The sequence below is a fragment of the Pseudarthrobacter sp. P1 genome (assembly GCF_050156935.1).
Taxonomy (GTDB): domain Bacteria; phylum Actinomycetota; class Actinomycetes; order Actinomycetales; family Micrococcaceae; genus Specibacter.
Map to the genome: position 1 here is coordinate 1,926,788 of NZ_CP189584.1, position 15,089 is coordinate 1,941,876.

Here is a 15,089-nt window from a genome sequence, read left to right on the forward strand (position 1 = left end):
CCGCCGGACCGGTGCAACCGCAAGCGGACCGGGACTATCCGGCACTACCGGACCCTTTCGCATGTGGCCTACCATGGGGAAGCCGAAGGGCCCCCGGGGTCCGTGTGCCGTCAGGTCTGCGCCCGCACCACGCCGATCCGATGCCGAGCCCTAGAGGTCTAATCCGCGCAACGGAAACCGAGGGAAACCGATTGGCAGACGCAGACGACGCGCAAAAGGCACGGGATGCAGCCCCCCGGCCAATGGTCGAGCGCAGCCGGTTCGGCGGGCCTGAGCGGCCCAAGGCGCGCGACGACGAGGAGAACCGTCCACCGATTTCCAGCAACGAGCTGCTAAGCAAGGGGCCAGCCGAACTTGCCGAGAACCGCGGCCCTCGAGTCAATTGGCCCGTCTTGGTCATCTCCTCGGCCATTGTCATCATTTTCTCCATCTGGGCGATGGTTATGCCCAGCAACGCAGTGGACACCATGCATTCCGTTGTCACGTGGATTGCCGCGAACCTCGGCTGGTTCTACGTCCTCACGATCACCTTGGTCGTCCTCTTCGTCCTGTGGGTGGCCTTCTCCAGGGAGGGCAGCGTCCGGCTCGGCCCCGACCATTCCCGGCCGCAATACAACCTGTTCACGTGGGTCGCGATGCTCTTCGCGGCCGGAGTGGGCATCGACATGCTCTTTTTCTCTGTGACCGGACCGGTCGCCCAGTACATCTCTCCTCCCTCTGGCACACCGAAATCTGCCGAAGCCGCCCGGGAAGCAGTGGTCTGGACGATGTTCCACTACGGTGTGGCCGGCTGGTCAATATATGCGCTCCTGGGCATGGCAATGGGATACTTCGCCTACCGCTGGGGCATGCCACTTTCCATCCGGGCTGCCCTCTACCCGCTCCTGGGCAAGCGGGTCCGCGGGGCCACCGGCGGTGCCATTGACGTCTTCGCCTTGGTGGGCACCGTGTTCGGTGTGGCGACCTCGATGGGGATCGGTGTCGTGCTGCTCAATGTCGGCTTTGCCTGGCTTTTCGGCTTGCAGGAAGGACGTGCACTGCAGATTGCCCTCGTGATCGTCGCCGTGGTCATGACCATCGCCGCATGCGTTTCGGGCGTGGACAAGGGTATCCGGTTGATTTCCGAGCTCAACCTTTGGTGCGCGGGGGCAATGATGGTCTACATCCTCGTCACCGGCAAAACTGCATTCTTGCTCAACGCGATGGTTGAGAACATCGGCCGCTTTCTCTTCACCCTGCCGGAGCGCACACTGCAGACCTTCGCCTATGAGGACTCCGGCTCGGCATGGATGGGCGGCTGGACACTGTTCTTCTGGGCCTTCTGGCTAGCGTGGGGACCGTTTGTCGGGCTCTTCCTGGCGCGGATCTCCCGCGGACGGACGCTGCGCGAATTCGTCATCGCCGCCATCACGGCACCGGTGCTGTGCGATTTCTTCATCGTCTCAATCTTCGGCAACAGTGCCCTCCGCGAGGTCCTTGATGGGAATGTGGAGTTTGCGCGGCTGGCCATAGCAAGCCCCGAGCACGGCTGGTATGCGCTCCTGGAAATGTTCCCGGGAGCCCCGTTTCTGATCGGACTGGCCACGCTGTCCGGCATGCTGTTCTACCTCACCAGCGCCAATTCCGGTGCGATGGTGATGGCTAACTTCTCCTCCTCGATCCCCGATCCTGCCGTGGACGGCGCGAAGTGGCTGCGCATCTTCTGGGCCTTGATTACCGCGCTTCTCACGGTGGCCATGCTCGTGGCCGGCGGCGTGGTGACGATGGAGTACGCGACGCTCATTTTTGCCTTTCCGGTGACGATCATCGCCTACCTCGTCATGGCCTCTTTCTCGAAGGTGCTCAGGATGGAGCGGGCCGAGCGTGAGAGCCAGGTGATGCGCCGGCATTCAGTTGCTGCGCACGGAGGCCAGACCCCGGAGAAGACCTGGCGCCAGCGTCTGGCGCAGCTGCGCTCCTACCCGTCAAATAAGGCCGTGGCGCAGTACGTCGAGCGGATTGTGCAGCCGGCACTGCAGGACGTGGCCATGGAATTCAACGAGCTTGGCTATGACGCTGAGCTCACGACCAGGGCTAGTGCGGAAACCGGCATCGATGAGCACACCCTTGTGGTCACCATGGAAGATCACCGCAATTTCCACTATCAGGTGGCAGCGGTCGAGGCACCCGTGCCGATGTTCGGTGGACGCAGCATGCCACGGGAGATCGACGTATATTACAGACTCGAAGTGTTCACCCAGACCGGCACGGAGGGCTATGACCTCATGGGCCTGAGCCGCCAGCAGGTCATCAACGATGTCCTGGACCGGTACGAGGCGCATCTGTCGTTCCTCCAATACTCCAACGAGCATGCCTACCCGTCGGAGATCACGCCACCTGTGCCACCGTCAACCGGCGCCATACCGCACGTGCCCAAGAACGTCGGGGACGTGGAGCGGATCGACGAGTGATTGCCCTGCCGCGGACAGCGCCTGATGCACTTGGGCGGGTGCCGGTGTGGGCGGGCTCCCAGTAGCGCCTCGCCTTTCATTGTGTGGCTTTGCCCCAAGCGGGACATCCCGGGAATGATGCCGGCGGCCTGGGCAAAGAGCCGGTCCACGGCCACGCGGCACGGGGACCATTCGGACCCACTCAGCCAGAGGACGCGGTGCCCGCGGCGGTAGACGGCCGCGACCTGGTGGATGGCGGTGATGTCCGCCAGCAGGTTCCCTCTGACGGCCAGCAGGTCAGCGTCAAGGCCCGGGGCGATCCGGCCGACCCGGCCGTCAAGGCCGCATGCCTGGGCCGCCGTGCCGGAGGCGGCCGCCAGCGCCCCCGCGGCACCGACCCCCGCCTGGGCCAGCTGGACCACGGCATGCGGCAGGACCGTGTGTGGCTTGGCCGGGGCGACGCCGCTGTCCGGGCCGAGCGTAATCCGCACCCCGCGGTCCGCCATGTTTTTCATGTGCACCAGGATCCGCGGAATGAGCCTTTCCATGAACGGATCGATGTCCACCCCCGGAACCTGCCCGAGGGTCACCGAGACAATGGTTCCGGCACGTGCAATGGCCTCAATGACCTCTGGATCGGGCTCAAAGCCGCCCGCGGTCATGAAACTGGCATGCTCCAGGGTGTCGAAGCCCGCCGCAAGCGCATCAATGATGCCCTGCCGGCCGTGCGCATGGGCCGCGGCCGGCAGACCGTGGGAGTGGGCCTGGTCCACGGCCATCCGCAGTTCCTCCAGCGCATACTGCGATTCGTACGGTGCCGTGGTGGGGGTCATCCGACCGCCGGTGGCCATCACCTTGATGACGTCCACGCCGTGCCTGGCATGCTCGTCGACGGCGGCGCGGATCTGGGCCGCACCGTCGGCCTGGCAGCCCAAGGAACCAGCAATGCCCGCCCGTGGTGGTGATGGGCGGGCCGGCGGCAAGGATGCGCGGGCCGGCTCCCGGGTGCGCCACGGTTTCGCCGCGGATCCGCAGGGACAGGTAGTCCCTGTCGCCCAAGTCCCGGACCGAGGTGATGCCGTGGTCCAGCATGGACCGCGCCCGTGCCCGCATGCCGGCCAGCAGGGCCTCCTCCGAGGCATTTTGCACGTTCTCGGCCGCCTGGCCACTGGCGTCGAAGGCAAGGTGGGTGTGGGTGTCGATCGGGCCGGGCAGCAGGGTGGCATCCCCCAGATCGTGGACCGGCATCTGGTCCGCAGACACCCTTCCGGACCGTTCGACGGCGCTGATGCGCCCGTTCTCGATGACAACCGCCGGATACTCGGCATCGAGCAGGGAAGCCCCGTCAAAAAGCCGGCGGGCCCGGACCGCAAACCGGCTGGAAGCAATCGATGGACGGTTCATGGTGGCGCCTTCCCCAACGGTGGTTCCTGCCGACACGGACAGCACAACATCTGGCCGGCCCGGCGTCAATGCCCTGCCGCGTCCCACGCCGGTCGAGCCCTTCAAGACCCCCGCCACCCCCGCTGGTCGAGCGGGGGGCCCACTGCCGCGAGGGACCCGCAGCGAGCTTGCGAGCTGTGGGAGCGGCTGGGGACCGAGACCCCCGCGGCCGACGGCGAAACCCGGGGGATACTCCCGGCCCACCGGAATTCGGCTCCGCAAGCTCCGCTGCGCTCAACCACCGGAATCGCCCGGCAGTGGGTTGACGGTGTCGGCGTGCCAGGCAAGGTCTGTGGCCAGCTCCACCGGGAGGGCCTCCAGGCCGGGGTGGGCCACAATCGCGGCGATGAGTTCCCGGCTGCCGCCCACGAGCGTGGAGTCAAAGTCAATCTCCGTCGCCAGGCACCAGGCGCGGTCTTCGGGCCAGGCCAGGTTGGGGCTCTGGGTGAACTGCGGCAGCGCCTCCCCGTTCCACGGCGGGGCCGCCAGCCCGGCAATGGTGCTCCGCTCCACATAGAAGCACCGGTACCCGTTGGCCACGTCCACCATGGAACTGTCCAGCATTTCCTCGCTCAACCCACGCAGTTGCATTTGTCGAAGCGCAAGGTCGAAAGCCTCCTGGATCTGGGCGGCAGTGGCCGCCGCGCCCTCCTCGGCGGCCGGCACATAGCTGACCGATGTTCCCTCGTGCAGCCCGCCCCAGCCGTCCCAGATGGCCAGGTAAACATCCCCGGGCGTGGACGTGAAACGGCCAACGACGTCGGCCAGGGCAGCGAGCGCAAAGGGCTCCAGCCTCCCCTCGATGGGGTTGCCGTAATGCTGGTCGCCCAGGATCAGTTGTTCGCCGCGCGGCAGGCCTGTGATGGCGGCGAACTGCACGGCCGGGTGGATGGTGCGGCCGGTCTTTGCCGCCACGTCCGCCCAAGTGGTGGTTCCAAAGTGGAAGGTGCCGTTGATGTCCAGGGTGTTCATCACCACCGGATGCAGGATGCGCACATACGCCTCAAAGCTGTCCGGCACCGTTGCGGCCACGGTGGAGCCGGCCAGGCCGCGGCGCTCGCGCGAGTGGTACGGCGCCAGGGCATCGGCGATCCAGCAGCCAGGACCATCCCCCCACAGATTCCATGCGGCCACCCTACCCGGGTCTCGACCAGTTCGACCAGCGGTGGTTTCGGCGAACTCGACCGCCGGCGGCAGGGAGGGATTTTTGTAGGCGACGTCAAGGGACCTGAGGCCGCTTGCGGCCTGGGGTCACAGTCGCCGGAAAATCCTGGACTGCCGACCAACGAGGTCAGGTGCGCTCGATCCGGGCGCAGCAGAACGCGCCGCCGGGATCGGGCACCACCTGGAGTCCGGCATCGGCGCAGCCGGCGAGCGCACCGGCCAGCAGCGCGCCGTTGAGCGAGCACACCACCTCGGTATGGTCCCTTGCCAGCCGGTGGAAGGGACAGTTGGCCAGCACGTAGCCGCCGTCGCCGTCGTCCTGCGGCGCATACCCGGTGGCGTCCAGCACCGCTGCCATGCTGCCCTCGCGCTCCCCCAACTCCACGCCGGCGGCGAAGGCCACCTCCCCCAGTGCGTCCGCCACGGGGCCGCCGGTGGCGATGGACCGTTCCACGGCGCGGGCCAGCAGTACAGCGGCCAGATCGTAGTGGCGCTCGGGAACGGAGGCGGCAACCTCGGCGACGGCGGCACGGTACAGCTTGGCCGGGCGCCCCGAACCCGGACCGGTGCGCGGGCCCAGCTTGCGGAACTCCACCTCGAGCAGTCCGGCGTCCACCAGCCGGTCCAGCTGTGCCAGCGCCGTGCTGCGCGGCAGGCCCAGAGCGGCGGCGCAGTCCTCCCGCCCGAGCGGTTCCGCGCTCGTCTGCACCAGCCGGAACAGTGCCTTGCGGACGGGATCGCCCAGGGCGGCGACGGCGGCCAGGCGTTGCGGTTCGGCCATCTGCGCCATGGGAGCCTCCTCGGGTGCGTTGGTGGACATGTTCAGTCACAATAGCTTGACCATTCGAGTCTGCACTTCTAAAGTCGGAAAAACAAGCTTTAGAAAGGGAGTGCGATGGCCATCCAAAGCACGCAGAGCAGCGCTTTGTCCGACGACGGCGGGACCCTGGCCGAATTTGCCCAGGAGTTCGGCGGACCGGCCACCGGCGCCGGCATCGACCTGCCGGCCGCCGAGGCGGCCATCGCGGACTTCCTGCGGGCACTGGGCCGGGACACCACCGATGCCCACTTGGCCGACACTCCGCGCCGGGTGGCAGCGGCCTACGCCGAAATGCTCACGCCCCGTCCGACGTCGTGGACCACGTTCCCCAACGACGAGGGCTACCAGGGCCTGGTGCTGGTGAAGGACGTCCCGTTCAACTCGCTCTGCCAGCACCATCTGCTGCCCTTCCGCGGCGTCGCGCACATCGGCTACCTGCCCGGCGAGCGCCTCTTTGGCCTGTCCAAGCTGGCCCGCGGGCTGGAGCTCTTCGCCAAGGACCTGCAGGTGCAGGAGCGGTTGACCCAGCAGCTGGCGGACTGGCTCGAGGAAACCCTGGCGCCCCGGGGCGTGGGCGTGGTGCTGGAGGCCGAGCACATGTGCATGTCGCTGCGTGGCGTCCAGTCCGCCGGCACGCTGACCCGCACCTCCGTCTTCACCGGCCTGCTGGAACCCGGCGGCCCGTTGCGCCGCCAGTTCCCCCAGTAGCCCGCCACCCGCGCGAGCCTGCCACCCGCCCCGCGCACCGGACTGCCAGAGCGCCGTTCCACCGGACCGTGCCGCCGTTCCACCACCGTTCCACAGTGGACGGTTCCCACGGCGGCTGCTCCGGCGGAGAATCTAATCAAACCGTCCCCCAGACGAAATGAGCAGCACGATGACAGCAGCACCAGCACAAGGGCACGTTGAGCACTCCATGGTGATTGTGGGCGGTGGACTGGCCGGCGCCACGGCCGCGGCGTCGCTGCGGGCGGACGGCTTTGCCGGTGCCATCACCATCGTGACGGAGGAGGCGGAACTGCCGTACCAGCGCCCGCCGCTGTCCAAGGGCTTCCTGGCCGGCAAGGAGGGCGAGGAGGCGCTCTACCCCTATCCGGCGCAATGGTACGAGGACCACAGCGTGGAATTGGTGACGGCGGACCCCGCCACCGGCGTCGACCCTGCCGGCCACACCGTCACCTTGGCCAGCGGGCGCACCCTGCACTACGCCAAGCTGCTGCTGGCCACCGGCGCCAGCCCGCGCGTGATCCCCCTCCCGGGGCTGGAGCTGGACGGCGTGCACTACTTCCGGACCAAGGCCGACAGCGAGGGCCTGAAGGCGCTGCTCTCCGCGGGCGGGCACAAGCTGGTGCTCATCGGCTCGGGCTGGATCGGGATGGAAATCGCCGCCACCGCCCGCGAGCTCGGCAACGAGGTCACCCTGCTGGGGCTTGAAGACGTGCCGTTGAGCGCGGCCATCGGAACCGAGCTGGGCAAGGTGTTCATGGACAGGCACCTTGAGGCAGGGGTCCAGTTCCGGCTGCCGGCCTCCGCCGCGTCCATCAACGGGGCCGACGGCGGCAGTGCCGGCAAGGTGGCCAGCGTGACCACCAGCACCGGCGAAACGATCCCGGCGGACCTGGTGGTGGTTGCCGTCGGCGTCGTCCCGAACACCGCCCTGGCCCAGGCGGCCGGACTGGCCATCAGCAACGGCATCGAGGTCAACGCCCACCTGCAGACCTCGGCTCCCGACATCTTCGCCGCCGGGGACGTGGCCAACGCCCTGCACCCGGCCACCGGCGCCCACGCACGCAGCGAGCACTGGGCCAACGCGATTGCCGGCGGCAAGGTGGCGGCCCGCTCCATGCTGGGCATGAACGCCGTGCTCAGCGACATCCCCTACTTCTACACGGACCAGTTCGACCTGGGCATGGAGTACTCCGGCTACGGCGCCCTGGCCAAGGATGCCGAACTCGTGGTCCGCGGCAGCCTGGAAAGCCGCGAATTCATCGCCTTCTGGCTGCGCGAGGGCAAGGTGGTGGCCGGCATGAACGTCAACGTCTGGGATGTCCAGGACTCAATCAAGGCGCTCATCCATTCCGGACGCACCGTCGACACGCGGCGGCTGGCTGACCCCGCCGTGGCACTCGAGGCTATTTGATGGAGGGGATGACAATTCTCCAGGACCCCAGCCAGTTCCGCTCCGGCACCGCATCCCCCTTCTTCGAGCCGCAGCTGCTGCACCCCGTGCACCGGTTCGGCGCCCGCACGCTGGACTTCAGCCGCCAGGTGGCGCTGATGGCCATCATCAACCGCACGCCTGACTCCTTTTACGACGGCGGCGCCACCTTTGCCCTGGACGCCGCGGTGGCCGCCTCGCTCAAGGCCGTGGACGACGGCGCCGACTGGGTGGACATCGGCGGCGTGCCGTTCTCGCCGGGCCCGGCCCTGAGCGCCGCCGAGGAGGCGGACCGCGTGGTGCCGGTGATCGAGGCCGTTGCGGCCAAGAGCGACGTCATCATCTCCGTGGACACGTTCCTGCCGGAGGTGGCCGAGCTGAGCATCAAGGCCGGTGCCCACGTCATCAACGACACCACCGGACTCGCCAACCCGGAATTGGCCGAGGTGGTGGCCAGCACCGGTGCGCACCTGGTGATCACGCACAGCCTGGCCCAACCCCGCACCAGCTACCCGCGCCCGCAGTACGGCGACGTGGTGGCCGAGGTGGCGGACTTCCTGCGCCGCAAGACCGAGCTGGCACTCTCGCTCGGCGTCCCGGCGGAGAAGATCATCATCGACCCCGGCCACGACCTGAACAAGAACACCCTGCACACGCTGGAAATCACCCGCCGCTTCAACGAGGTCGCCACGCTGGGCTATCCCGCGCTCGCCGCCGTGTCTAACAAGGACTTCATCGGCGAGACCCTCAACCAGGACAAGGCGGACCGACTGGAGGGATCGCTGGCGGCGGCGGTGATCTGCATCCTGGGCGGCGCCCGGATCGTGCGGATGCACAATGTCGCGGCGTCGCACTCCGCCGTCCGCTTCACCGAGGCCACGCTGGGCTGGCGGGCGCCGGCCTACCTCAAGCACAACATGGGCGATGCGAACGAGCCGGCCAAGCGGTGAGCGGGGAACCCATCGAGCGGATCTTCCCCGCAGCCTCCGGGGAAGCCAGCGACGCCGACCTGCTGGACTGGTACGCGGCACCTTCTGTGGACGGTGGCAGCGGGCCTGCTTCCGGTGACGGCAGCGGGACCTGGGTCGGCTTCAACTTTGTCTCCTCGGTGGACGGGGCGGCCACGGTCGCCGGCAGGTCCGGCGGGTTGGGCAATGCGGCGGACCAGCGGATCTTCCTGCTGCTGCGCCGGCTGGCCGATGTCCTCCTGGTGGGAGCCTCGACCATCCGGGTGGAGGGCTACGCGGGCCCACTGCTGGACACCGCCGCGCAGGAGTGGCGCGTGGCGCACGGCAAGAGCGCCCACCCCGGGATCGCCGTCGTCTCCGGCAGCCTGGACCTGGATCCGGACATCGACTTCTTCCGGCTGGCACCGGTGCGCCCCGTCGTCCTCACCACGGCATCAGCCCCGCAGGCGCGCCGTGCGGCACTGGCCACCGTGGCCGACGTCGTCGACGCCGGGGAGACCACCCTGGACGTTGATTCCGCCATCGCAGCCCTCGCCGAGCGCGGATGGCTGCGCATCCATTCCGAGGGCGGCCCGCATGTACTGGGCACCTTTGCCGCCGCGCACCGGGTGGACGAACTCTGCCTGACGCTCTCCGCCAAGCTGGCCGCCGGCGGTGCCGGACGCATCGCCGCCGGGCCGCCGCTGGAGGTGCCCGCGGAGATGGAGCTGGCGCATGTACTGCGCAGCGGCTCCATGCTCTTCCTGCGCTATGTGCGCGGCGAGAACCGGGTCCGGCCCTAGCACCAGACCTTCAGCGCGCCGGGCACCGCCGTGGCCGTCACCGGCAGCGGGCCCACCCGCTCGCCGTCGGCGTAGCCCACGACAGCTTTAGCTTCAACGGAAACATCGTCGATGGACACGCTGGCGGCCCGGCGGATGCTCACGGCGGGGTGGGTGGTGTGCCGGCCGCTGAAGACGCGCGGAAAGATGGCCAGGAAGGTGGCCCGGGAGACGGGCGCGACGACGAAAAGGTCCAGCAGGCCGTCGTCGTAGCGGGCGTCGGGGGTGATCTTCATGCCGCCGCCGATGGAGACCCCGTTGGAGACGGAGATCAGCAGTGCGCCCAGCTCTTCCGGCACCCCGTCCACCACCAGCCTGTAGCGGGTGGCCTTGAGCGTGGCGAGTTCGCGCACGATGGCGAGGTTGTAGCGGGCGTTGCCGCGTGGCCAATGCCAGGAGTTGGCCCGCTCGTTGACCAACGCGTCAAAGCCGGCGGACAGCGCGCCGGCAAACCACACCGGTTCCCGGCCGTCCGCATCCAACCGCCCGAGGTCGATGGTCCGCGGGGCGCGGGCCGTGGCGGCCAGGAACTGGTCGACGGCGGCATCGATGCTGGTGCGCGCAATGCCCAGCCCACGGGCCGTGTCGTTGCCCGTGCCGGCCGGAATGATGCCCAGCGGGATGCCCGTGCCGGCCAAGGCGTTCACGCCCAGATGCACCATGCCGTCCCCGCCCACCACCACCAGGGCCTGGGCCCCGGCGGCCAGCTCGGCGTCCACCGCCGCGGAGAGCTGTGCATAGCCGGCCCGGCGCAGCACGGCCACCCGGTGTCCGGCGGCACGCAGCCGCGCCACCACCGCCTCACCGGCATGGCGGGAGCGGCCAAACGCCGCCCGGGGGTTGATCGCCACGGCAATCCGCAGTCCAGTGCCGGAGGGCCCGGGCGCCGTGGGGATAGTCATCGGAACGCAATTATGTCAGGGCCCGCGCCGGTAGGATGAACCATGCCCGCGTCAGCCACAGGAAAGGTGCGTTTGTGAACGGGAACGTCCCCACGCACTACCAGGTGCTGGGCATCCAAGCCGGTGCCAGCGAGCGCGAGATCAAGCTGGCCTACCGCAAGGCCGCCCGCAAGGCGCATCCGGACCACGGCGGCGACGCGGCACATTTCCGCCAGGTGACCGAGGCCTACGAAACCCTGATCGACCCGGCCCGGCGGGCCGCCTACGACAGGTCCTACGGGGCCAACCGGCGCGGGTCCGCCGGCACGCGGCAGGGCGGCTGGTCCGCCTCAACTGCGGGCCCCGATGCTCCCGCGGCCGGATTCCGCACCGACGCCCGCCCACGCGAGCACCGCGCGTCGTCGTCGGACCCCACCGTCTATGTCCCGGCCTACGAATCCCTGCCTGCGGGCGGCACCCCGCTGCTGGCGCGCACCCGGGCGGCCCATCCCGTGCACGGTGCCCCGCGCAAACGCGGCCTCTTTGGCGCCCAGGCCCGGCTGGCGCGCGAGGCCCGGACCATCCAGCTGCTGATGCAGCAGGTGCTCTCCCAGATCCCCTCCGCCCGGCTGGTCAACGGGCTTCTCTCCCCCGCGGACAACGGGTACATCGACCACGCCCTGCTGGTGGGCTACCGGCTGGTGCTGTTGGGGTCAATGATGCTGCCGGAGGGCGCCTACCGCTGGAACGGGCAGACCCTGGTGCACGGGTCCAAGGTGATCGAGCCGCCGCGGCTGCTGCCGGCCGTGCGGAAGATGCAGGAACTCTTCCCCGAATGCAACGTCACCGGCTGGGTGCTGGTTCACAGCCCCGACGGCAACCTCTACCAGCCCGTGATCGACTATGCCCGCGGCAGCGAGCCCGACGGCAGCGACCTGGTCCAGGTGGCCAACGGGGCCCGGCTGGTGCGCGAGGTCAAGCACTTCCTCGGTGCCGGACCGGCACCCAACGTGGTGGACCTGCAGGTGCTCTCCCGGCTGCTGGGCGGCATGCACTAGCCGCTGTCGGGCGGGCGGACGCCGCGTGCCTAAGATGGTTGGGTGTTCCGCATACTTTTCTACACGCCCGAGATCCCCGGCAATACCGGCAATGCCATCCGGCTGGCCGCCATCACCGGCGCCGAACTCCACCTGGTGGAGCCGCTGGGCTTCCAGCTGGAGGATTCCAAGCTGCGCCGCGCCGGCCTAGATTACCACGATCTGGCCGTCCTGCACGTCCACCCCAATCTTGAGGCGGCGTGGGAGGCCCTGGCTCCCGAGCGGGTCTTTGCGTTCACCTCCGACGGCGAGGCGTCCTACACGGACATCGCCTACCAGAAGGGCGACGTGCTGCTCTTCGGCCCCGAATCGGTGGGACTGCCCGACGCCGTCAAGCGGGATCCGCATGTGACCTCCCGGGTGCGACTGCCCATGCTCCCGTCGCTGCGCTCGCTGAACCTGGCCAACGCGGCCTCGATCGCCGTCTACGAGGCGTGGCGCCAGCACGGCTTCGCCGGCGCCCAGCTCTAGGTTTCCCCTTTCGTCCGTCCCCACATGCTCTCCCGGAGGTAAGAATGTCCGCACGCGATCCAGGCCTGGCCTTCACCGACGGCGCCCTGCAGTTTGAGGCGTGGTCCGAGGCGCTGTGGGACCCGATGGGTGCCGCCGTCGCCGCCGCTGCGCACCTGCGGCCGGGTGAGAAGGTGCTGGACGCCTGCTGCGGCACCGGGGCGGCCACGCTCCCGGCCGCGGCCGCCGTCGGGCCCACCGGCAGCGTCGACGGCGTGGACCTCTCCACCGGGCTGCTGCGCCTGGCCGCCGCCAAACTGGCCGCCGCCGGCATCCTGAACACCACCCTCACCGAGGCGGATGTGACGCGCTGGCGCGGCCACCGCACCTTCGACGCCGTGCTGTGCTCGTACTCCATGTTCTTCCTGACCCCGATGGAGGAGGGCGTGGAACACCTGGTGAGCATGCTGCGCCCGGGCGGACGGCTGGTGGCCAGCACCTGGGTGGAGGGCGCCCTGGAACCCTTCGCCGGGCGGATCCTGGAGGCCGCCATCACCGAGCGGCCCCGGCTGGCCGGCGTGGTCCCGGAGCCCAACCAGAACATGGACAAGGTCTCCTCCCCCGCGGCGCTGAAGGAGTGGCTCGAGGCCCGCGGGCTGGTGGACGTCGAGGTGGCGTCCCGGCCGCAGACCCTCACAGTGGACGACGAGATGGCCTGGACGCTGGTGATGGGCAGCGGCTGGCGCACCCTGCTGCCGCGCGATCCGGAGGCGATTGCCCGGGTCCGCAAGCACTTTGTCCGCTCCGTCGGGCCACAGGTGCAGATGAACTCGGACGCATTGGTGGCCACCGGCCGAAGGCCCTAGCCACGTCCGCAGCGGCTGCCCCGCCGGGCGCTTGACCTTGACGCTGCGTCAACTTCTACTGTGGGAAACGGGCCCGGAGGACCGGGGCCGAAACAGTTGATGGAAGGGGTTCCGATGTCCGGGAGCAACGAGCGGTGGAGCATTGCCGACGTCGCCCGCCTGGCCAAGGTGACCTCGCGGACCCTGCGGCACTACCACCAGATCGGCCTGCTGGAGCCGGCCGGAACGGCGGCCAACGGCTACCGCTTCTACGGCCGGGCCGAGCTGGAGCGCCTGCAGCGGATCCTGCTGCTGCGCGAGCTCGGGCTGGGGCTGGAGAAGATCGGCGAAGTCCTGGCCGGCCAGGCGGACCCGGTGGCGGCATTGCGCGCCCACCGCGTCTGGCTGCTGGCCGAACGGGACCGGATGTCAGCCATGGCCGCCACAGTGGACGCCACCATCAACGCCCTGACCCAAGGAGAAACGATGAGTGCCGAGGAACTGTTCACGGGCTTCGACGAGAACCCGTACGAGGAAGAGGCCATCTCGCGCTGGGGCAAGGAGGCGGTGTCGCGCAGCACTGCGAAATACAACGCCCTTACCCCGGAGCAGAAGCAGGCGATGATGGACGAGTCGGCGGCGATCAATGCCGAACTGGCCCGCTGCCACGGGGCCGGCCTGCCGGCCGGCGATGCTGCCGTCCAGGCCGCCGTGGGGCGCCACTACCGGTGGATCTGCTTCCACTGGACGCCCACCGCGGCAGCCTACGTCGGCCTGGGCGAGATGTACCGGGACGATCCCCGCTTCGCGGCCACCTATGAGGGCGCCGGCGTGCCGGTGGGCTACATGCTGGAGGCCATGACGGTCTACGCCGCGGAAAACCTCGCGTAGCCGCAACTGGGGCGCAGCAACCGTCCCCAGCCGCTCCCAGGGCTCGCAAGCTCGCCCCGGGTCCCTCGCGGCCGTGGGCCCCGAAAATCCGTGGATTCCGTGCAGTTGCTGCGCCCCAGTTGGGCGTTAAGCCCGGCGGCGCCTGATCTCGGCCGTGGCCTGGGGCAGCACCTCGAAGAGGTCGCCCACAATGCCGAAGTCAGCAATCTCGAACACCGGGGACTCGGCATCCTTGTTCACGGCCACGATCACCTTGGATGTCTGCATGCCGGCCTTCTGCTGGATGGCGCCGGAGATGCCCACGGAGATGTACAGCTGTGGGGAGACAGTCTTGCCGGTCTGGCCCACCTGCGCGGAGTGTTCGATCCAGCCGGCATCGGTGGCCGCGCGGGAGGCGCCGATGGCCGCGCCGAGCACGTCCGCCAGTTCCTCCACCGGGCCAAAGTTGCCGTCCACGCCGCGTCCGCCGGCCACCACAATGCGGGCATCGCCCAGTTCCGGGCGTCCGGTGTCGGGCTTGGGCGTGCGCTCCACGATGCGGGCGCCCAGGCTGGCCGGGCCGAATTCCGCGGTGAAGGGCTCGACGGCGGCCGTGGCCGGGGCCGCTGCCGGCTCGGCGTGCACGCTGTTGGACTTGACGGCGACGACGGCGATGGCCGTGGTGGCGGAGGCCTCCACGGTGTACTCGCCGGCCAGCACGGACTTCTGCACGCTCAGGACGCCGTCGGCAACGGTGAGCCCCACGGCGTCGGAAATGACACCGGCGTCCAGGGCGATGCCCACGCGCGCGGCAATCTCCTTGCCCTCGGAGTTGTTGCCCACCAGCACGGTGGAGGCGCCGGCGGCGGTGGCCACCTGGGCCAGGAAGTCTGCCTTCGGCGCCACCAGATAGGACGTCAGTTCCTCCTGGTTGGAGGCGAACACGCGCGCCACGCCGGCCTCGCCCAGTGCGGCGGCCAGGCCATCGCTGACCTCACCTGCCACGGCGGCCACGGGCTCCCCGGCCAGCCGGGCCAGGGTCAGCAGCTCCTGGTTGCTCTTGGAGAGCGCATCAGCGTCCCCGGCGCCTCCGGAGACGTCGGTCTGGTCAATGAAAACTACAACTGCACTCATTCTCAGTCC

The 15,089-nt window shown here is 69.1% G+C and carries 13 protein-coding genes and 1 pseudogene; 9 read left to right on the forward strand and 5 right to left on the reverse strand.

Annotated features, from left to right (window positions below; all coding sequences use genetic code 11):
• The first annotated feature begins 242 nt into the window (after positions 1-242).
• Positions 243-2,450: a choline BCCT transporter BetT gene (gene betT, locus ACQCSX_RS09125; protein WP_427018671.1), complete on the forward strand. Its 2,208-nt coding sequence runs from the start codon at positions 243-245 to the stop codon at positions 2,448-2,450.
• Here betT and ACQCSX_RS09130 read toward each other — a convergent pair.
• The 3 genes and pseudogenes from ACQCSX_RS09130 to ACQCSX_RS09140 all read right to left on the reverse strand — a co-directional run bounded on the left by ACQCSX_RS09130 (position 2,354) and on the right by ACQCSX_RS09140 (position 5,856).
• A pseudogene (locus tag ACQCSX_RS09130) lies at positions 2,354-3,833 on the reverse strand (amidohydrolase family protein). The gene betT and the pseudogene ACQCSX_RS09130 overlap by 97 nt on opposite strands.
• A gap of 273 nt (positions 3,834-4,106) precedes the next feature.
• A complete protein-coding gene (locus ACQCSX_RS09135) occupies positions 4,107-5,006 on the reverse strand; it encodes a hypothetical protein (protein WP_427018672.1) in 900 nt (299 codons plus the stop codon).
• A gap of 157 nt (positions 5,007-5,163) precedes the next feature.
• Positions 5,164-5,856 (reverse strand): helix-turn-helix transcriptional regulator, encoded by a 693-nt coding sequence (locus ACQCSX_RS09140; RefSeq protein ID WP_427018673.1) that lies wholly within the window; start codon positions 5,854-5,856, stop codon positions 5,164-5,166.
• A 75-nt stretch (positions 5,857-5,931) separates the two neighbouring features.
• Between ACQCSX_RS09140 and folE the strand changes: the two genes are divergently transcribed.
• From folE to ACQCSX_RS09160, 4 genes are all read left to right on the forward strand, one after another.
• Complete coding sequence (gene folE / locus ACQCSX_RS09145; protein WP_427018674.1) at positions 5,932-6,564, forward strand: GTP cyclohydrolase I; 633 nt, start codon at positions 5,932-5,934, stop codon at positions 6,562-6,564.
• Between the two features lie 169 nt (positions 6,565-6,733).
• Positions 6,734-7,996: an NAD(P)/FAD-dependent oxidoreductase gene (locus ACQCSX_RS09150; RefSeq protein ID WP_427018675.1), complete on the forward strand. Its 1,263-nt coding sequence runs from the start codon at positions 6,734-6,736 to the stop codon at positions 7,994-7,996.
• Positions 7,997-8,004: 8 nt separating this feature from the next.
• Positions 8,005-8,964 (forward strand): dihydropteroate synthase, encoded by a 960-nt coding sequence (gene folP, locus ACQCSX_RS09155; protein ID WP_427018676.1) that lies wholly within the window; start codon positions 8,005-8,007, stop codon positions 8,962-8,964.
• The gene (locus ACQCSX_RS09160; RefSeq protein ID WP_427018677.1) at positions 8,961-9,764 is read left to right on the forward strand and encodes a pyrimidine reductase family protein; all 804 of its coding nucleotides are present in this window, start codon (positions 8,961-8,963) and stop codon (positions 9,762-9,764) included. The genes folP and ACQCSX_RS09160 overlap by 4 nt, the downstream gene beginning before the upstream one ends.
• On the opposite strand, the gene ACQCSX_RS09165 is transcribed toward ACQCSX_RS09160, so the two are convergent.
• Entirely contained in the window at positions 9,761-10,705 is a 945-nt protein-coding gene (locus tag ACQCSX_RS09165; RefSeq protein ID WP_427018678.1) for a diacylglycerol/lipid kinase family protein, read from the reverse strand. The two genes, ACQCSX_RS09160 and ACQCSX_RS09165, sit on opposite strands and share 4 nt — an antisense overlap.
• A 74-nt stretch (positions 10,706-10,779) precedes the next feature.
• Here ACQCSX_RS09165 and ACQCSX_RS09170 point away from each other — a divergent pair, with 74 nt between their 5' ends.
• The 4 genes from ACQCSX_RS09170 (at position 10,780) to ACQCSX_RS09185 (ending at position 13,967) form a co-directional block, all read left to right on the forward strand.
• Complete coding sequence (locus ACQCSX_RS09170) at positions 10,780-11,742, forward strand: J domain-containing protein (RefSeq protein WP_427018679.1); 963 nt, start codon at positions 10,780-10,782, stop codon at positions 11,740-11,742.
• A gap of 42 nt (positions 11,743-11,784) precedes the next feature.
• Positions 11,785-12,252, forward strand: coding sequence for a tRNA (cytidine(34)-2'-O)-methyltransferase (locus ACQCSX_RS09175; RefSeq protein ID WP_427018680.1), 468 nt, complete (start codon positions 11,785-11,787; stop codon positions 12,250-12,252).
• Between the two features lie 44 nt (positions 12,253-12,296).
• Positions 12,297-13,097, forward strand: coding sequence for a class I SAM-dependent methyltransferase (locus ACQCSX_RS09180; protein ID WP_427018681.1), 801 nt, complete (start codon positions 12,297-12,299; stop codon positions 13,095-13,097).
• 114 nt (positions 13,098-13,211) lie between these two features.
• The gene (locus ACQCSX_RS09185) at positions 13,212-13,967 is read left to right on the forward strand and encodes a MerR family transcriptional regulator (protein ID WP_427018682.1); all 756 of its coding nucleotides are present in this window, start codon (positions 13,212-13,214) and stop codon (positions 13,965-13,967) included.
• A 126-nt stretch (positions 13,968-14,093) separates the two neighbouring features.
• Here ACQCSX_RS09185 and ACQCSX_RS09190 read toward each other — a convergent pair whose 3' ends face one another.
• Positions 14,094-15,080, reverse strand: coding sequence for an electron transfer flavoprotein subunit alpha/FixB family protein (locus ACQCSX_RS09190; RefSeq protein ID WP_427018683.1), 987 nt, complete (start codon positions 15,078-15,080; stop codon positions 14,094-14,096).
• Between the last annotated feature and the right edge of the window lie 9 nt (positions 15,081-15,089).